General features: G+C 40.7%; 16 protein-coding genes. 11 read left to right on the forward strand and 5 right to left on the reverse strand.

Features of this window, described 5'->3' with window-relative positions; genetic code table 11:
- Nucleotides 1-25: 25 nt before the first annotated feature.
- On the reverse strand, nt 26-1291 hold the full coding sequence (gene glyA, locus OQ289_RS16845; protein ID WP_270088011.1) for a serine hydroxymethyltransferase: 1266 nt from the start codon (nt 1289-1291) through the stop codon (nt 26-28).
- Nucleotides 1292-1333: 42 nt separating this feature from the next.
- Complete coding sequence (gene serC, locus OQ289_RS16850) at nt 1334-2407, reverse strand: 3-phosphoserine/phosphohydroxythreonine transaminase (RefSeq protein WP_270088012.1); 1074 nt, start codon at nt 2405-2407, stop codon at nt 1334-1336.
- A gap of 222 nt (nt 2408-2629) precedes the next feature.
- On the opposite strand from serC, the gene OQ289_RS16855 reads away from it, so the two are divergent.
- A complete protein-coding gene (locus OQ289_RS16855) occupies nt 2630-3766 on the forward strand; it encodes an aspartate aminotransferase family protein (RefSeq protein WP_270088013.1) in 1137 nt (378 codons plus the stop codon).
- A gap of 278 nt (nt 3767-4044) precedes the next feature.
- Nucleotides 4045-5580 carry a sulfatase gene (locus tag OQ289_RS16860; protein WP_270088014.1) on the forward strand — a complete coding sequence of 512 codons (1536 nt, stop codon included), beginning with the start codon at nt 4045-4047 and terminating at the stop codon, nt 5578-5580.
- 769 nt (nt 5581-6349) lie between these two features.
- On the opposite strand, the gene OQ289_RS16865 is transcribed toward OQ289_RS16860, so the two are convergent.
- The 3 genes from OQ289_RS16865 to OQ289_RS16875 form a co-directional block, all read right to left on the reverse strand.
- Complete coding sequence (locus tag OQ289_RS16865; RefSeq protein WP_270088015.1) at nt 6350-6814, reverse strand: hypothetical protein; 465 nt, start codon at nt 6812-6814, stop codon at nt 6350-6352.
- A 51-nt stretch (nt 6815-6865) separates the two neighbouring features.
- A complete protein-coding gene (locus OQ289_RS16870; protein ID WP_270088016.1) occupies nt 6866-7876 on the reverse strand; it encodes an OmpA family protein in 1011 nt (336 codons plus the stop codon).
- 64 nt (nt 7877-7940) lie between these two features.
- Entirely contained in the window at nt 7941-8252 is a 312-nt protein-coding gene (locus OQ289_RS16875; protein ID WP_270088017.1) for a hypothetical protein, read from the reverse strand.
- Between the two features lie 80 nt (nt 8253-8332).
- Between OQ289_RS16875 and OQ289_RS16880 the strand changes: the two genes are divergently transcribed.
- From OQ289_RS16880 to OQ289_RS16920, 9 genes are all read left to right on the forward strand, one after another.
- Nucleotides 8333-8461 carry a hypothetical protein gene (locus OQ289_RS16880; protein WP_270088018.1) on the forward strand — a complete coding sequence of 43 codons (129 nt, stop codon included), beginning with the start codon at nt 8333-8335 and terminating at the stop codon, nt 8459-8461.
- Between the two features lie 105 nt (nt 8462-8566).
- On the forward strand, nt 8567-9082 hold the full coding sequence (locus OQ289_RS16885) for a hypothetical protein (RefSeq protein ID WP_270088019.1): 516 nt from the start codon (nt 8567-8569) through the stop codon (nt 9080-9082).
- A gap of 44 nt (nt 9083-9126) precedes the next feature.
- On the forward strand, nt 9127-10869 hold the full coding sequence (locus tag OQ289_RS16890) for an erythromycin esterase family protein (RefSeq protein WP_270088020.1): 1743 nt from the start codon (nt 9127-9129) through the stop codon (nt 10867-10869).
- 252 nt (nt 10870-11121) lie between these two features.
- Entirely contained in the window at nt 11122-11982 is an 861-nt protein-coding gene (locus OQ289_RS16895; RefSeq protein ID WP_270088021.1) for a hypothetical protein, read from the forward strand.
- 256 nt (nt 11983-12238) lie between these two features.
- Nucleotides 12239-12622: a hypothetical protein gene (locus OQ289_RS16900; protein ID WP_270088022.1), complete on the forward strand. Its 384-nt coding sequence runs from the start codon at nt 12239-12241 to the stop codon at nt 12620-12622.
- The gene (locus tag OQ289_RS16905) at nt 12622-13278 is read left to right on the forward strand and encodes a sigma-70 family RNA polymerase sigma factor (protein ID WP_270088023.1); all 657 of its coding nucleotides are present in this window, start codon (nt 12622-12624) and stop codon (nt 13276-13278) included. The genes OQ289_RS16900 and OQ289_RS16905 overlap by 1 nt, the downstream gene beginning before the upstream one ends.
- A gap of 173 nt (nt 13279-13451) precedes the next feature.
- Nucleotides 13452-13982 (forward strand): RNA polymerase sigma factor, encoded by a 531-nt coding sequence (locus OQ289_RS16910; protein WP_270088024.1) that lies wholly within the window; start codon nt 13452-13454, stop codon nt 13980-13982.
- Nucleotides 13983-14046: 64 nt separating this feature from the next.
- On the forward strand, nt 14047-15120 hold the full coding sequence (locus OQ289_RS16915) for a FecR family protein (protein WP_270088025.1): 1074 nt from the start codon (nt 14047-14049) through the stop codon (nt 15118-15120).
- Nucleotides 15121-15268: 148 nt separating this feature from the next.
- Nucleotides 15269-18730 (forward strand): SusC/RagA family TonB-linked outer membrane protein, encoded by a 3462-nt coding sequence (locus OQ289_RS16920; protein ID WP_270088026.1) that lies wholly within the window; start codon nt 15269-15271, stop codon nt 18728-18730.
- Nucleotides 18731-18742: the final 12 nt, after the last annotated feature.

The following is an 18742-nucleotide window of genomic DNA, read 5'->3' on the forward strand; positions in this document are numbered from 1 at the left end:
CCATATGCTACCTGGATTAAAACAACTAGCTATATAAAGGAAAGCCTTCCAGCAACGTCTCTACTTCCTTTCGAACAGCGTCACTAGCTCCTCCCCCACTAGAGAGTACCCGATCGATCATATCGGCAATGGTTACCATATCCCGCTCTTTCATTCCTCGCGTAGTCATAGCAGGAGTTCCGAATCGTATGCCCGAAGTAATCGATGCAGGCTTATCATCAAAGGGCAACATATTTTTATTTGCCGTTATCCCAGATTTCTCCAACAAACCTTCGGCCGCCTTTCCCGTGATACCCTTTCTTCTCAAATCCACCAACAAGAGGTGATTGTCTGTGCCCTCAGAAGAAATATCATAACCTCGTTCCATTAATCCCCCAGCCAGCGCACGGGCATTAGCCTGCACCTGTTGCATGTACATAGAGTAGCTAGGGTCCAGTGCTTCGCTAAAAGCAACAGCCTTTGCCGCAATGATATGTTCTAAGGGGCCGCCCTGTGTACCTGGGAAAACAGCAGAATCTAGCATCGCTGACAGCATACGCAAATTTCCTTTCTTATCCTTAATCCCCCGACCATTCTCCGTATCCTTACCGATCATAATCATACCACCACGAGGGCCACGTAATGTCTTATGGGTAGTGGTCGTCACAACATGGCAATGCTCCAATGGATTGTTAAGCATTCCACAGGCTATAAATCCCGCCGGATGTGCAATATCTGCCATCAATATCGCTCCCACCCGATCCGCTACCTGTCGGATCAATACATAATCCCAGTCTCGGGAATAGGCCGATGCTCCTGTAATGATTAATTTAGGCTTTTCCAGTAACGCCACCCGCTCCAATTCGTCGTAGTCAATCCGTCCAGTCTCTTTGTCTACTCCATAAAAATGAGGGACAAAATTCAATCCCGAAAAATTGGCTGCCGACCCGTGCGTCAAATGCCCACCGTGATTAAGGTTAAATCCTAGTATTTTGTCTCCAGGATTGAGAACAGAGAGAAAGACTGCGGCATTGGCTTGCGAACCTGAATGGGGCTGCACATTCACCCATGTTGCGCCAAATAACGCCTTCGCCCTATCAATAGCCAATTGCTCTACTTCATCGACGAAGTCGCAACCCGCATAATACCGTTTGCCTGGCAGTCCTTCTGCATATTTATTGGTCATCACCGACCCTGCCGCCTCCATCACTTGGTTACTGACAAAATTTTCCGAAGCGATTAATTCTACATTCTGCTGTTGACGCCTCAGCTCTTTAGCGATAATATCAAACGTCCTTTGATCTCTCTTCATATTTTTATGTTTTTGTAAAAAAGATTAATTGTCAATCGTCCATCAGCCCCTTAGGCGTTCGTATTCTTGCATAGCCACTACGAGCGCGCTGACACTCTCTAAAGGTAATGCATTGTATAACGACGCCCTAAAACCACCTGCGCTACGATGTCCGGCTATCCCCACAATCCCCCTAGCTTCGGCAAACGCCAGAAAATCCTGCGTATGTTCTGGGGCCTTCAATACAAAAGTCGCATTCATGCGACTTCTACAGCTTTCATCGGCCCTGCCCTCGAAAAGGTTACTTTGATCGATCTCCCGATATAAAAGAGTCGATTTTGCAAGATTATACGCCGCTATCCCCGCAATCCCGCCCTGCTCTTTCAACCATCGAAGGTTCAACATGGTGACATAGATAGCATATACCGGCGGAGTATTGTAGAGTGAACCATTTTTAGTCAATATGCTATAGTCGAAAATATTCGGAATATCACGGTTGGAGCGACCCAATACGTCCTTTTTGACGATGACTACCGAAACTCCAGCTGGTCCCATATTCTTTTGAGCACTTGCATAAATAAGCGCGTATTTCGAAACATCGACTTCTTGACTCAAAATATCTGATGACATATCACATACCAGCGGTATGGGAGCATTGGGTACACCGATAGTCTCTGTTCCGTAAATCGTATTATTAGACGTATAGTGGAAATAACTACATGCATTCGGAATCGAAAATCCAGTTGGTATACGCCGATAACCATATTCTTTTCCCGAAGCTACCACATGTATATCGCCATACACACGAGCCTCGTCGATGGCTTTTGAGGCCCACACCCCCGTATCCAAATAAGCAGCTTGCCCCCCTATCGGCAACAAGTTGAGTGGTACTTGAGCAAATTGTTGGCTTGCCCCACCTGACAGAAACAATACAGCATAATCTGAGGAGATGCCCATCAGTTCTCGCAGGAGCTCCTCGGCTTCGACCAAGATAGCCTCAAACTCCGGTGTACGATGCGAGATTTCCAAAAGGGATAGTCCCTTTCCCATATAATCCCGGGCGGCATCCGCAGCGGCTTCCAATACCGATGCCGGAAGAATCGCTGGGCCTGGATTAAAATTATGCTTATTGTTCATGATGCAAGTGATTTAGTGCTGTGTTTTGATGCGGCAAAATTAAAGAATCATTGGCCCCCTTCAGTAGTCCAGAAATGATAAAACAAACAGACCAGAACAGTCGTTCTTCCCCCCAGATATCGATGGCTCTGGACTATTCGTTATTTACATACTGGACTAATCAACAGCATCTCCAAAGCTTTATTTTTGTCATAAACATCAAACCACAATAGCAAAATAAAGATGAATACTTTCGATGTCTTTCATAAATTGCCGATAGAAATAGTAAAAGGACAAGGCTCGTATGTTTGGGACAGACAACAGCACAAATTTCTCGATTTATATGGTGGTCATGCCGTCATTTCGGTAGGTCATGCCCATCCACATTATGTGGCTAAACTGAAAGAACAATTGGACCAAATTGGCTTCTATTCCAATAGCGTAAAAATGCCTTTACAAGATTTGATTGCCCATAAACTAGGGACATTGTCGGGATTGAAAGATTATCAGTTGTTTTTGTGCAATTCAGGAGCCGAGGCCAATGAGAATGCCTTAAAACTGGCCTCATTCCATAATGGTCGAAAGATGACAATATGCTTTTCTGGAGCATTCCATGGACGCACCTCGCTTGCAGTGGCCACGACCGACAATCCGAAAATCAGAGCACCAATCAACGAAACACCCAACGTCATTCGGCTACCGTTCAATAATAGTGAAGCATTATTGGATACCTTTTCAAAAATGGGCAATGAGATCAGTTCCGTAATCGTAGAGGGCATCCAAGGCGTCGGTGGAATCATTCCCGCAGACCCCATTTTTCTACGAACCATTCGAGAGTGTTGCTCCTGCTATGGTGCAATTTATATTGCCGATGCCATCCAATGTGGGTATGGACGTACTGGCCAATTCTATTCACATGATATTGCCGGGGTGAAGGCCGATATCTATACGATGGCCAAGGGTATGGCCAATGGCTTTCCGATAGGTGCTTTATCCATTACCAATACGATCCAGCCTAGCCTAGGCCTATTGGGCACAACATTTGGCGGAAGCTATCTCGCATGTGCCGCCAGTTTGGCTGTATTGGAAATATTTGAACAAGAAAAATTGATTTCCAATGCCAAGGAGACTGGACAGTACCTCATGAATGAACTATCAAAGATGGAACGAATTGTCGCAATAAGAGGACGCGGGCTGATGATTGGAATAGAGCTTCCGAAGGAGTTAGGCTTTATTCGCCAACAACTGATGGAACATGACCATATATTGACTGGCGAAGCTGGCCCACACACTATCCGAGTATTGCCAGCACTTAATCTATCGCGTCAAGATGCCGACATATTCTTAACGGCATTACAATATCGCTTGTCTCGCGCGTAAGCTGCATCTCTCCCGCAGCTTACATTTTCATCCTGCGTATTTCCCTCCTTTGTTGTAAAAGGAAAGTTGTTCTTATACGCTTGTTTGTGCGCAAATCCCCACGGATAACTTGTTAATTTAAAAATTAACCCTAAATTCGTAACACGCCTAACTTAAGGAGCCTGTTTTTGGACATAAGTCCTTCATAAAAGTTGGATATATGTGTAGAACAAATTTAAAGTTGACCATTGGCGACATCATTGGAGGAGCCTTGAGACCATCATCAATACTAGCGACATATGAATAACAAATTAGTCCTATTGATAACCTTCGTATGCCTTGTTGGACGAAGCCTAGCACAAGACAACCCGCGTCCGAATATTGTGGTCTTTTTTGTAGACGACCTGGGTTGGCAAGATACATCCGAACCCTTCTACACCGAAAAAACTCCGATAAACAAAAGTTTTCATACCCCTTATGTAGAGCGCCTAGCCAAGGATGCCGTCAAATTCACAAATGCCTACGCCACTGCCGTCTGTACACCCTCGCGCATCAGTTTCCTGACAGGAATCAATGCAGCACACCATCGTGTTACCAATTGGACACATCCCAAGGCCAATACCCCGACAGACAATGAAGATAATTTGTTGCTACCCCCTGATTGGAATATCAATGGATTAAGCCCGATTGCGGGTATACCACACACGGTATATGCAACCCCTTTTCCACAAATACTCAAAGACAATGGGTATCACACCATCCACATTGGTAAAGCCCATTGGGGTGCTGCTGGGACACCGGGAGCCAATCCATTGAACTTAGGATTCATCGTAAACGTTGGCGGCCATTCAGCCGGACATCCACAAAGCTACTACGGTGAGCAAAATTATGGCAACATCCCTGGAAAAGCCAGCCATCAGGCGGTCCCCGATCTCATGGAATACTATGGCTCCCCCATATTTTTGACTGAAGCCCTTACCCAACAGGCCATCAAAGCTATCCAAACACCTATAGATCGCAAGACACCGTTTTTGCTGAACTTCTCAAACTATGCCGTCCATGTACCTATACAACCCGACCCACGATTCGTACAACGTTATCTAGACCAGGGATTGGATGCAAATGAAGCAGCCTATGCCTCTCTGGTAGAAGGCTATGACAAAAGTATGGGAGATATCATCGATTTTTTGAAAGAACAGGGCGTCTATGATAATACGATTATCATCTTCGTGAGCGACAATGGCGGATTGAGCTTACATCCTGCACGGACAAATGCCAGTCATACCCAAAACCTACCGCTCAAAGCCGGGAAAGGATCGTTGTATGAAGGCGGTATCCGTGTACCTTTGCTGATTAAAGGCGTCAATCAGAAAAAAGGGATAACCAGAGATACTCCTGTCATCATGGAAGATCTCTTTCCGACCATCTTACATCTGGCTAATATATCCAACTATACCACCGTCCAACCAGCTTTAGATGGGCAGAATATAGCTGAACTCATGAGTTCTAAAAAGCAGGATGCCAAATGGGACAAAAGAATACTCGTATGGAATTATCCCAATAAATGGATACCGACAGATGGGCCTGCAATCAATTTCTTTTCAGCAATACGACAAGGAGACTATAAGTTGCTATACGACATGAAAAATGGACGTCTAGAACTCTATAACCTAACAAAAGACATTGGCGAGACCGATAATTTGGTACACAAAATGCAATCGAAGACTACGGAAATGAGCCGCTTGCTTGCCGAGCAACTTAGGAGCTGGAAGGCTCAATTGCCGACCTACAAAACCACCGGTCATCCTGTACCCTTTCCTGATGAGTTAAAGTAGTCAATTGCAGTGCGGGACAATAATGCCGTGGACATGAACTACCAGCATGTTTCGACACTAATGATTAAGAATGAGGCACGCTCCTAAAAGACCTCTTCATACCAAGCTCGTCTTTCATTCCTCCGAAACCAATCAACGCTTTCATTTTTGTAGCCATATTTTTCTTTTTTGTGCCTTCGGCCGTAAGCTATTAGCCATAAGCGGTTTCTAAAACACTGCTCGCGAGGTCAGTAACAATAGGACAAACATAGGGCAGCGCCCGAGGTGAAAAGAATAATAAACGCCAAAGAACGCGAAAGAAAAAAACAGCCATCCTTTCACGTCTTTCGCGTCCACTAAAGATTTACACAATTATGGGACACTGCCCTGATACTCCCAAAAACGCATAGTAGTTTGAGCCAAACTGCTAGTAGTTTGGCTCAAACACATAGCAGTTTACGACAAACGCACAACACTTGTTCACCAAGTCATAGCACTTTTTCGATAAGGCATAGCAGTTTGCGACAAACGCACGACACTTGTCCAACAAGTCATAGTACTTATTGGATAACGTATAGCAGTTTGCGACAAACGTATAGCAGTTGTTCACAAAGTCATAGCACTTGTCGGATAAAGCAGAGCAGTTTGCAACAAACGCAGAGCACTTGTTCACAAAGTCTTGGCACTTGTTCGAAATCTATATCCTGTTTGGCTCAACTTACTAGGAGTTTATAACAAACTACTTACCGTTTTTCCACCTTACCGGTTCATAAAGGTCTTTGCGAATGGACTACAATCTCCCCTTTGATAGGGGACGTGCATAATTAGTGTGTTTGATGATTCCGCTTGCTACCCCCGAAATCGTTAATGTCATCTCTTCTTCCCAAACTTCACCAACTTTTAGATTGGTATCCATGCTCTTCATAACGCCAGCCGAAGTGTTAACGCCATTCATAGATGTTGCTCCATGTAAAGATGTGAACACACCGTTGTCTTCTCGAAAACCATCTGTAGATTCAATATCTTCATTTAATCCGATAGGTTCGACTTGAAAATAAGTTTTCCCTCCATGGTTAATCTTTTTATAGATGTGATAAGTATAGGTGTCTTTGGCATCTTTTAGGTCTGTCATATTCCATTTATTACCAATAGCATAACGCCAATAAGAAATGCTTGTTGGATTGCCTCCATTCCCATCGTTCCCATCATCGTTGAAACCATTATCATCTGATGTACTGCACGAAGCAAAAATCATAAATAAATTAAGTATTTAATGGTAGTCTTCATAGTCATTTAATATTTTAAGTTATTTAACACGGATCAATTCCACTCGACGGTTTTTAGCTTTATTTTCTTCCGAATTGTTGGCAACCAAAGGTTTTTCAGAACCGAAACCTATAGCTGATAATCGAGCTTTGTCAATTCCATTTGCAATGAGATTATCCACTACAGCATTAGCACGGTCTTTTGATAGCTTTTTATTGTGTAACGCATCGCCTGTATTGTCGGTATGCCCTTCAATAGCAATTATTAAGTTTTTATCTTTTTGAAGTGCTTCTGCGATTTGTATTACCACTTCTCTTCCTTCAGCCGTGATATTTGACTTATCTACATCAAAATTGATATATAAAATAGATTTTCCTGTTTCCGAAAGATCTTTCACAATTTCATCGGCCGTTACTTTTGTAACGGTTTGTTTAAAAGCTTCTTCCTGTACAATATTTAATTTTCCTCCTGCATTATTCGAAGTGAATTGGATATAAATATTCCCTTTGTCTTTACTTCGAATAATAAAAAACTGGATGTTTTGGTTCCAATAGCCCATGTCACCAGAACCACCTTTATTAGGGTCTTGTTTGTTATAACGATCGTATTCTTCTCGGGTGATTTCACCATCAAAAACCTTAACTGCTCCAACTGAAAGCAAATAATCTTCCATACTTTTTTCGAAATAGCGTTGCGAATATTCTTCACCGCGAACTGCGCCAACATTTGCTTTATACAATTTACCTTCAAAAGGAGTCATGACACCATTGATCGGGAAGAAACAAATATCAAATTTACTTTGTATAGCGCCTTTGTGAGCTTCTAATCCTTCTGGAAGGTTGATGAAAGGAAAATCCCCAATATCGGCAGTAGAAAACGCAATGTCTTCTATATTGAAATCGGCAGCTGGATTCGCTTCTTCTGTTTTTACTTCATTAGATTCAACGGAAGTTTCTAATGCATTGTGTTCATTATTTTCTTGTTGTTTCGCAGGTTGATTACAGGATACAATCAAAGCTGATAAACCAAGAATAAAGGCTGTTTTTTTCATTTTTATATAAATTTTAAAAGGGCTAAAGATAAATGTTTTCCTTTTCAAAAAAAAAGAATTTAATTTATTGGTTTACGACATCAAAATCAAAACGAACATCTGTTTCGGATTGCGCATCAGTACTAATACTAAGATTTTGATTAGAGCCATAATAATGAAAAAAAACTTCTAAACTTCCAGATAAAGAAGCAATATCTTGTGTGTTTTCGCCAAAAAAAGCACCTGTTTCTACAGTAAAAGTTTTAGGAGTTAAGAATGAGTAAGATTCGTTTGGTTTTGGAGTAACTTTTAATTTATTACTACCTCTTTTTGTAACTATAACAATAGCGCCATGCCATTCGTTTTGATCACCTGGGTTATAAGATGATGAATACAATTTGCCTTTGTACGCTCCCACCTCGACTCCAATAGGTGATTCCGTGTGGCGCAGACCTGTTGTACATGTCCGAAAAATATATGTATATTGTAGCAGCAGATGAGACATTAAGTAATATCGCTGTAAAAGATAGCATCGGATTTGGAGTCGATGAGCAAATTGTAGAACAACTATCTGAAACTAAAGACAGGAAAGCAGCAGTAGTTTAGGGCAAGCCGCCACGAGTAGTGTATTCGCGCCTGATGACGGCGTTGCTAGAGAAGAAATAACACAAGCTTACTTATAACCCAATTAGATTTAAAACTATTACAGAAATGAAATTTATATACCTCATGGTGACAACATTGTTGTTGACATTTTTAAGCTGTAAATCCGATAATCAAGGGACCTTCGCGAATGAAGATTACTCAATCTCGTACAATAAGAGTTATGATATGGATGACTCAGGTATAAATGGCACTGATTTATACATCGTGCTACCTCACGACGTGAATCAGAATTTCAGGAACAACATCAACCTACTCGTGCAGGACCTTACAGAGGCCAACCTTAATCTGGAGCAGTTTGTCGAGCTAACCGAATCCCAAATAAAATCTTCTGGACAGCTGATCAAGAGCGAAAAGATGAATCAGAATGGTACGGAATATCAGTCTATAATATTTGAAGCAAACTTTGGAGAGGGCGATCTAAAATTTTTACAACATGATTTCGTTCAAAACAATAAAGCGTATATACTCACCTACACCGCAACAGTGGATACATTTGAAGAAAACCTTTCAAAAGCCCAAGAGGTAATGAACAGTTTTAAGCTGAAGACCAAGGGTAAATAATCGGGGCTTCCCACAAACTGATTATAAACACGAGAGATAAAGCCATGAATTTATTGAAAAACATAATAATCGTAGGAATATTTTCTCTATATACTCCATCAGTATTTGCGCAGGCTTATCTTAACCTAGATTTTGAGAGTCAAAGGGGGAACAAATTGAATAGATGGGCAATACCCAATGTAGGCGCTACTTATACATTAGACAGCTTAGAAAAAATTAGTGGAAGCTACAGCCTCAAGGTAAACAAAACCAATCCGAGCGATAGTATAGGTGCTTTCTTCCGGAATGAATTTCCGGTGGAATACGCAATTGGAAGAGAGTTGATTTTGAAGGGGAAAATCAAGACCACCACCAAGGACAAAGGAAATGCAGGATTAATGCTGATCGTACTAGGCGAAAACAACAAGCTGCTCCTATATGATGATATGAAAGATAGGCGATTAACAGGAAATTCGGACTGGCAGGAAATCTATATTAAAGCGAAAATTGATTCCAATGCTAAATTTATATTATTTGGAGGAATATGTGCGGGCCAGGTGACCGCTTGGTTTGACGATTTCAAAATAACAATAGACGGTAAAGAATATAATGCTTCCGCCCCCAGAATAGAAGCACTCTCTAAGAGCGAAATCGAAGTACTCAGAGAGTACTGCTATCCACTGAAATCTTTTGACCCTATGCTTAAAGATCAAAAAGACCTAAAGATACTGGATAAACTGGTCGCAGACGCAAAAATTGTTGCTCTGGGAGAGGTATCGCATGGATCCAGCGAAATCTTCAAGATGAAACATAGGCTGATACAATACCTCGCGGAGAAAAACAACTTTGACATATTTTCGATGGAGGCTAATATGCCCGAAGCCTATCAGCTTAATGTGGAGATTGCTCATAATCGAACAAACAACTTAAACTTGCTCAATAGACTGTACTTTTGGTGCTGGAATACGAGCGAGATTTCGGATATGATCAGATGGATGGGCCATTACAATAAGTACGGCCGGAGGCTTACTTTTTCAGGATTTGATATGCAGTACTATCAAGGATCTATAAGAGAGCTCAAAGATGGCTTTGGATACCAAGAGATTATCCACAAGGAAATAGATGCACTATCTCACATATTGGCCAAGATACATGAATTGTTTTTTAAAACTGGACAAATCACTATACCATCGGAACAGGCAGGAGAAATATCCGAGCACCTTAAGAATATAAAGGTTGCCATTGATAAAAAATATACAGGACTTAATAATGATAGGAAAGAATGGTTACTACGTAATGTCAGAATTCTGGAGCAGTTTTTAGACCAGTCAATTTCGACGAGAGACAAATATATGGCCGAGAACCTGATGTGGATATTAGGACAGAATAAAGATTCGAAGGTTATTAGTTGGGCGCATAATGGACATATCAAGAAAAAACATAATGCTATGGGGCAATATTTGAGCTCAATACTCCAAGACAAATACATTGCTATGGGATTTGCGTTCTATGAAGGAGAGTATACTGCTGGCGGCGAAAAGGGAGTGACGACCTACCCTGCTGAAACGGCCGGTTTAGGCTCATATGAATATTTCCTGAACTCAATCAATGAACCATTTTTTATTCTTGATCTAAAAAGAATTAAGGAAGATAGGCCCCCAGAACTAAATTGGCTTTTGTCCGATTTAGAATTTAGAACAGTCGGTGCTGTGAAAATAGATCGAGAATTTAGAAATTTCAACATCGCAAACAACTTCGATTATCTCATTTTCATTAAAAAGTCAACTAATTCTCATTTGCTAAATTAATAGATTCATATAATAATTGGCCGATGTAATAGAAATTTTCTTAGTTGTTTTTTGTAGTTTTTTTCAGGACGAGACACAAAGAATGCATCGTCCATAATAAAAGAATATGTTGAAAAAGCGAAAGCTTTTCGGCAAGCAATATAGTATATGTCCCAAAAGACATTTGGAATACCTAACAAGAAGATTTTTGGAGCAGCTTTCCTAAAAAGAGTGTAAAAAATGAAAAATAGAGCGCGTAATAAAACCTCTAACATGATGCATAAAATTCTTCCATGCATAGTTTTTATCGTGTGGTCTTGTACTGGCTGTGCACTAGCACAGTCAGAGGGCGATGTCTATGATGACAGTTTCGGAATACTAAACTTTGATTATTCCCTCAACGTCAAATCCAATGAAGTGCTATTTAAGGAACAGCCTCAGCTGGATTACTTTTCGGTATTATATCAGGATACCGTTCCTTATGCCCTATTTCTATATTTTAATCCATCCGAAAAAGATTCGGAAGGAATATTAAAATTCTACGACCTCAATTTTGAAGGAGATAAGTATCTCTTTAAACAAGAATACGGCAATAAAATTACATTTCTAGCTCCAAAATTCAACTTCAGAAGGATATTTGGAAAGGCAGAAGGTGACATACCCCCGCATGTAGATGAAGTATGGGCAAGGGTATATCGAGATTCAATTGTGTACATTCAACGAAAATTGAGTACACGATCATATCAGCATAAAGACTATATAAAAGACACTGGACCAGGAGTACCTCCCAAATATCGCGGCGACTTGAAAAAATTGGGAGATGATCTGTCACGAGAATTTGCTAGGTCTAATAATGGCGAGCGTATAGACTCCATCCTCCTATATGAGGCTACGATTGATAAGCTAGAACACGGAGATGGCCTCTTGATCGATCTAAAATTAATCGTGGGCAATCACTCCCCTTTCTCCATACTGATTGAAAACGCACTGCAGAAGACAAAAAAAGACTGGACACCAGCATTTTTACATACAGGAAGGCTCACCAAAAGTAAAACAAAGATATATGCCCGGTTAGATAGAGATGGTACTATACTGCTACAAACCCCACGTATGCTATCGTCCAGGTATAAATAACGATTTGACGAGAGTTAACCTACTCCTTTTTTTTAAGAGGAGTTCCCTCTTCAGGGAAAAAGCATATTACGGACTATTCAAAGCCAAAGAACTAGCTGCTCCTTTGCTCCCACTTTAAACACTTCTTTTTTTCCATATTTGCGATCAAAGAAAAGAAGCAAAAGAATGCCGCTTCTTTACATTTCTTGCAGATACATTGTAACCTTTTCGTTTTTCATTCACCCTAATAGGATACAAATAATCAAAAAGAAAAAAAATGGAAAGTAAAATCAAAAGTCAATCATTGACACAGACATTCAACCTATTAAAGTACACATTCGGAATTGTACCAATTGTCGCAGGTGCAGACAAATTTACGAACTTGTTAACGCATTGGGAACAATATATCAGTCCTTCAATGGCTGGAGTACTACCCTTCCCCACTTCCGTATTTATGATGATTGTGGGCGTTATTGAAATAGTAGCAGGTATCATTGTGTTGAAAAAAGCCGCAATTGGCGGTTACATTGTTGCAGGCTGGTTGACGGTTATTGCACTCACATTACTGATCGGATTTAACTATGTAGATGTAGCAGTTCGTGACCTTGTAATGGCTATCGCAGCATTCTCAATGGCAAGAATTTCTAAATTAGTAGAATAATGACAATGAAACAATTTGACCAATTAACAGTGGTTGAAATTATCAATCGTATTTTAAACGGAGATAAACTGCTTTACGAAATTATTGTAAGGCGGTTTAATCCCTATTTATATAAAATTGGGCGGTCGTACAACTACAATCACGAAGACACACAGGATCTGATGCAGGATACATATATCGATGCTTTCAAGAGTTTATCTCAGTTGGAACAACCTTCAAACTTTAAAACCTGGATAATTAGGATAATGCTTAATAATTGCTACCGAAAAAAGCAAAAATTCAGTTATAAGAATGAATGTGCCAACGAAACCGTCCATGAAAACGTAACGCAAATGTTCAGTAATTCAAATAACAATATGCAAAGGGAAATTCACATCCGTGAGTTAGGAAATGTAATTGAAAAATCACTTTCCAAAATTCCCGAGGATTATAGGATGGTGTTTTCTTTACGGGAGATCAACGGATTGAATGTTGCTGAAACTTCTTCCGTACTTGATATTAGTGAAGCAAATGTGAAGGTACGATTGACCCGAGCTAAAGCTATGTTGCGAATTGAAATAGAAAAATCGTACACGGCAGAAGAATTGTTTGAGTTTAATCTATGCCATTGCAACCCGTTTACAGCACGCGTGATGAACATAGTTAATGAACTATAAAAGTCTTATGAACGAATTATTAGGCATTGGTTTGGGAACACCTCATTAAAAAAATAGACAGTGCCTATCTGTCGTAAAATCAGAATAAGGAGTTTTTTTAATAGATTTTATCTAAGTCGATTTTTATTAATATTTTAGACCTCGATGCGGAGGATAAAATGTTAAAGAAAACGATGGATATAGAATGGAAGGCAGTTCTGGACGCAATTGCGTCTGGAGATGAAACGGCCTTTAAAAAAATATTCTTTCACTTCTACGACAGTCTACTGCATTTTTCATCTTCAATTACAAAAGACACAGAAGTCGCCGAAGATATTGTCTCCGAGTTGATGGCTAAGATATGGACCAGTACCGATAAATTTCAACGTGTATCCAATTTGAAAACATATTTATTTCAATCTGTCAAAAATAGCGCACTCAATCACCTTTCCCAACAAAAGGTCAGGATCTTGCACAAAGAATCGGAACGAGAGGTACAGCATCCTTATACACCGGAAGAGCTTGTGCTAACCAAAGAGTTCCTGCAACAACTGGAAAGCGCAATAGATAAGATGCCTCCTAAAATGAAAATGGCCTTTACTTTGGTTAAAGACAACTCCTTGAGCTACCGCGAAACAGCCAGTATTATGGAGGTCAGCGTGAATACAGTGGACCGGCATATTCAAATGGCCTTAAAACACATAAGAGCTCTTTTAAAAAAATAATTTTTTTTCCATTGGTGAATTTGTCACGCTGAATTGTCTTATATAAAAACAGCCAAGACATAACATGAGCGAAGATCAATTTTATGAGCTAATACACAAATATCTAAAGCGAGAAATTACTAAAGACGAACAGATACTGTTGGAAAATCATTTGGCAAATGACAACAACAGTCGCGCCCTATTTGATTCGTTAACAAAATCAACCATAAAAAAGAGTTCGACGACAGAATTGCAAGCTAAATTGGAGCGTATAGTGGCCTCTTCAAGGCGGACATCGGGTGCTACGGTTGAAAAGAAACCTGTTAGAATCCCTTTCAAGATAACTGCTATTGCTGCGGCTGCTATCGGTATACTATTCTTGTTCTCGGCGATTCTTTTGCAAAAAAATCATAAAGCAAAAACGTCTGGAGCGCTTGCGCAGACGATAAATACTAAAAATGCCGAAAGGAAAAAGATAACCCTTCCAGATGGTACGATCGTATGGCTAAATAGCGGCAGTCACATATCCTACCTCCCCACATTTGGAAAGACCGACCGTAATATACAATTAGAAGGTGAGGCTTTTTTTGAGGTGACCTCGAATAAGGAATTACCGATGATCGTATCTGCCAAAGAAATAAAGATAAAGGTAATAGGGACTTCATTTAACATCAAATCCTATTCGGATGAAGACACGTACGAAGCCAGCCTTATGGAAGGTAAAATCGAACTATACGTGGATAAAAAGAACCAATCGGCCGAACAGGTATACCATCTTATCCCAGGTGAAAAAATAAAGATACGGACAAACCTTACGACCGGCAAGCTCGACCAGCAATCTATAGACCAATCGGCACCCACGGAAGAGTATCGAGTTGAAAAGACCTTATTTGGCAAAATGGCCGATGGTGAGATACCTTCAGAAATAGCCTGGAAAGAGGACAAACTGGCATTTGATAGCGAGCCATTGTCTACAGCGGTACTGAAAATGGAAAAATGGTATGACACCAAAATCGAACTGCAAAATGTCGATTTGGCGAACCTTTCCGTTACAGGGACATTTACGGAAAAACGTGCCGAGGATGTCTTAGAAATATTGCAATATGGTGGAGCAAACTTCAAGTACAAAAAACAAAATCAAAAAATCATTATTTACTAACAAAACCAGAAGAGATGGAATAAATTGACCTATTAAAAAAGGATACATCAAAAGATGTACCCTTAAACTTATGTATGATTAATCAATTAACAAGTACCTCGCCGTGAGAAAGTACGGTACTTTATTAAAAATCAATTAAATCAAATTTATGAAAATTAATTTACATGCCAACAATGCGCGTGTGCAGATTCCTTTATCCCTAAAGATCCTATTGATGCTTAAGCTAGTCATTTGCTTATTGTTTATATCTTCGACTTCTGCCTTGGCTAATAATTCATTTGCCCAAGAAAAGGTCACATTACGCCTATTCGACAGTGACCTTAAAGATGTAATCAAATCAATCGAAAAGCAAACCAAAGTCAAATTTATCTACCTCGACAATCTTTTATTGGACAATCAAGTTGGATCCATTAATGTGTCAAACCAGCCTTGGTCACAGGTATTACTTCCTCTGCTCAACAGTGCAGGACTATCGATCAAAAGATTGGAAGATAGTAGGATGATCATCACACCTTTGGACAAAAAACGACAAGGACAGCCCATCAAAGGGATTGTACTGGACAATACAGGTAAGCCACTCTCAGGTGTATCTATCATTGAGAAAGGCTCCAACAATGGAACTAGCAGTAACGAGAATGGGAGGTTTGAGCTACTGGCAAGTAAGAATGAAGCAATACTGATCATAAGCTATATAGGCTACCTGAGTCAAGAAACGACAGCGTCTAGTCAAGAAATGCGTATTGTCATGGAAGAGGATATCACGTCTTTGGACGAAGTCGTCGTCGTAGGCTTCGGAACTCAAAAGAAAGCCAACCTGACCGGGGCAGTATCTTCAGTGGACATGGACAAGGTACTCGGAGACAGACCGGTAAGTAGTGCTTCCCAAGCACTACAGGGAGCTATGCCGGGTATGCAGGTCACATTTGGTAGCGGACGCCCCGGCCAAGGCACAGATCTGAATATTAGAGGTGTGACTTCGATCAATGGGGGCGCACCACTGGTATTGGTCGATAATGTCCCGATGAATATAGATGACGTGAACCCAAAAGATATCCAAAATGTGACCATTTTGAAGGACGCAGCAGCGGCTTCCATATACGGGGCCCGAGCGGCATATGGAGTCATCTTGATCACCACCAAAAAAGCCGGTAGAAACCAACCAACAAGATTTAATTATTCAACCAACCTGACTTCGTCCAAAGCTACGACATTGCCCGAAAAAGCTAGTCCATTGGAATTTGTGCAAGGATTAAAGGATTTCGGCAATACAACAAATTGGACCGGTCAAAATGTAGATACTTGGCTAAATTTGCTGAGAGAATATGAGGCTGATCCAACGAAATATCCTGAAGGAATAACGACAGTAGGTAACACCAAATATCCGTTGAAAACACATGACCTCTATAATGAGGTGTTCACAACAGGCTTTGAACAGCTTCATAACCTCTCTTTCAGTGGAGGTAGTGAAAAGATAGCCTATCGACTATCAGGTATGTATGCTGATGAAGATGGAATAATGACAACCAGCAACGACAAGTACAGCAGATACAACCTAAATGCTTACGTAAGTACGGAACTGGCCAAAAATCTAAACGTCAGTGCCAACATCTTATATAAGAACGATAAAAGGAAAACTCCAATGAATATGACAGAAATGTTCTACCGAGCAATTACTTTTGGTTCTTATCTCGACCCTGGATACGCAGAAGCGATGGATGGTACCTTGATCCCCTACGGTTCACCCAATAATTACCTGAAGTACGAGCAGCCTGAACAAGATTATAACGACGACTTGCGTCTTTTTGGTAAAGCGGAATACAACCCCTTAAAGGGATTGAATATTACTGCGGAGTATACTTTCAATAAAACGAATAAGAATAATAAATTCTTCCAAACAAAGAACAAGTACATGAATCCGAACAACTATACGGAAGAATACCTGTTCAATAATCAATTTTATAGAAGACGTAACAGCATAACGAACTACAATGCGTTAAACTTTTACGCTAACTACACACACAGTATTGGTAATCATAATCTAAAATACCTGTTGGGTACCAATTATGAAAAGAGCCATTTCGAAAGTTTCACAGCAACCCGATACGACATATTAAATCCTACATCACCATCACTAGGGACAAGTAGTGGTACCCAAGAGGTAGACGATTCGTTTGGTCAATATGCCGTACTGGGTTATTTTGGACGTATAAACTACGATTACAAAAACAAATATCTACTTGAAGTCAATGGACGCTTAGATGGTTCTTCTCGCTTCCAAGAGGGGTCAAGATTTGGATTCTTCCCATCCGTATCGGCCGGGTGGAATGTGACTGAAGAGGAGTTCATGTCTCCTATTCGTAATTTGGTCCCTTTGCTAAAGTTCAGAGGATCCTTCGGTGAAATCGGAAACCAAGTGGTCTTGAATTCGAATAATGAGCAAGTCTATTTCCCAGTGAACCCTGAAATGACAACGACAAATGCGGGATGGATAAATCCAGAGACGGGTATCCGCTACCTAACCATCAATCGTCCAGACCTCGTGTCTTCGACATTCACATGGGAAGTGGTAAGGACATTAAATCTTGGTGTGGATGTAGGATTATTCAATAATAAGCTGACGACAAGCTTCGATTGGTTCAGAAGACAGACCATCGGTATGTTGTACCCAGGAGCAGATCTGCCAGCGGTATTAGGATCTACCCCACCTTATCAGAATGTCACCGACCTGGAATCAAAAGGCTGGGAATGGGAATTGGCATGGAAAGACAAAATCAACGCCTTCAGCTACTCTTTGGGCTTTAATTTATCGGATAATAGAGGATTCATAACACGCATCAACAACAGTGCGGGCAATATTAGCAGCTATTACAAGGGACACGAAATGGGCGAAATCTGGGGCTATGTAACAGATCGCTATTACACGGTTGATGATTTTGAGCCTGGCTCTATCAAAGACGGTCTAATAGGAGGGAAACTCAAACCCGGCATTCCATATTTCAATGGTGTGGCACAAAATCCGGGCGATGTACTGTATAAAGACCTGAATGGTGATGGCATCATATTTTCTGGAAATGGTACACTCAGCAACCCTGGTGACATGCAGATTATCGGGAACAATCGAAGACGGTATCAATTCGGTATCAATGGTAATTTTAGCTATAAGAATATAGACTTATCCATATTTTTACAGGGCGTAGGCAAACGTGATCTGTGGATGAGTAATCCAATCATTTGGCCATTAACCAATGAGTTTGCAACACTTTATCAACACACGTTAGATTATTGGACAACAGAAAATCAGGATGCATACTACGGTCGCGTATATGCCAATGGGTCATTAAATACCGGGGCCAACCGTAGGGTACAAACCAAGTACCTGCAAGATGGCTCATATCTGCGTGTTCGAAATATCACGGTAGGCTATAACTTGGGGAAAGAGTTGTTAAAGACCAAAAAGATTGAAAATATCCGTCTTTATTTCACTGGTGAGAACTTATTCCTATTTGACAAACTCCCTCAAGGAATCGAGGCTGACGCGGAGAATCTTAACTCGGGGGGTATCTATCCTTATTTGAAAAAATTTAGCGCTGGAATCAATATCAACTTCTAACCCACAACTCCT

The sequence above is a fragment of the Sphingobacterium sp. SYP-B4668 genome (genome assembly GCF_027627455.1).
Taxonomy (GTDB): domain Bacteria; phylum Bacteroidota; class Bacteroidia; order Sphingobacteriales; family Sphingobacteriaceae; genus Sphingobacterium.

Excerpts from the sequence above, each read along its gene's own strand:
- glyA (WP_270088011.1), bottom strand. The coding sequence starts at position 1,291 with ATGAAGAGAGATCAAAGGACGTTTGATATTATCGCTAAAGAGCTGAGG.
- OQ289_RS16915 (WP_270088025.1), top strand. The coding sequence starts at position 14,047 with ATGAGCGAAGATCAATTTTATGAGCTAATACACAAATATCTAAAGCGA.
- OQ289_RS16895 (WP_270088021.1), top strand. The coding sequence starts at position 11,122 with ATGATGCATAAAATTCTTCCATGCATAGTTTTTATCGTGTGGTCTTGT.
- OQ289_RS16920 (WP_270088026.1), top strand. The coding sequence starts at position 15,269 with ATGAAAATTAATTTACATGCCAACAATGCGCGTGTGCAGATTCCTTTA.
- OQ289_RS16880 (WP_270088018.1), top strand. The coding sequence starts at position 8,333 with ATGTATATTGTAGCAGCAGATGAGACATTAAGTAATATCGCTGTAAAA.
- serC (WP_270088012.1), bottom strand. The coding sequence starts at position 2,407 with ATGAACAATAAGCATAATTTTAATCCAGGCCCAGCGATTCTTCCGGCA.
- OQ289_RS16900 (WP_270088022.1), top strand. The coding sequence starts at position 12,239 with ATGGAAAGTAAAATCAAAAGTCAATCATTGACACAGACATTCAACCTA.
- OQ289_RS16885 (WP_270088019.1), top strand. The coding sequence starts at position 8,567 with ATGAAATTTATATACCTCATGGTGACAACATTGTTGTTGACATTTTTA.
- OQ289_RS16855 (WP_270088013.1), top strand. The coding sequence starts at position 2,630 with ATGAATACTTTCGATGTCTTTCATAAATTGCCGATAGAAATAGTAAAA.
- OQ289_RS16865 (WP_270088015.1), bottom strand. The coding sequence starts at position 6,814 with ATGATTTTTGCTTCGTGCAGTACATCAGATGATAATGGTTTCAACGAT.
- OQ289_RS16890 (WP_270088020.1), top strand. The coding sequence starts at position 9,127 with ATGAATTTATTGAAAAACATAATAATCGTAGGAATATTTTCTCTATAT.
- OQ289_RS16905 (WP_270088023.1), top strand. The coding sequence starts at position 12,622 with ATGACAATGAAACAATTTGACCAATTAACAGTGGTTGAAATTATCAAT.
- OQ289_RS16910 (WP_270088024.1), top strand. The coding sequence starts at position 13,452 with ATGGATATAGAATGGAAGGCAGTTCTGGACGCAATTGCGTCTGGAGAT.
- OQ289_RS16860 (WP_270088014.1), top strand. The coding sequence starts at position 4,045 with ATGAATAACAAATTAGTCCTATTGATAACCTTCGTATGCCTTGTTGGA.
- OQ289_RS16870 (WP_270088016.1), bottom strand. The coding sequence starts at position 7,876 with ATGAAAAAAACAGCCTTTATTCTTGGTTTATCAGCTTTGATTGTATCC.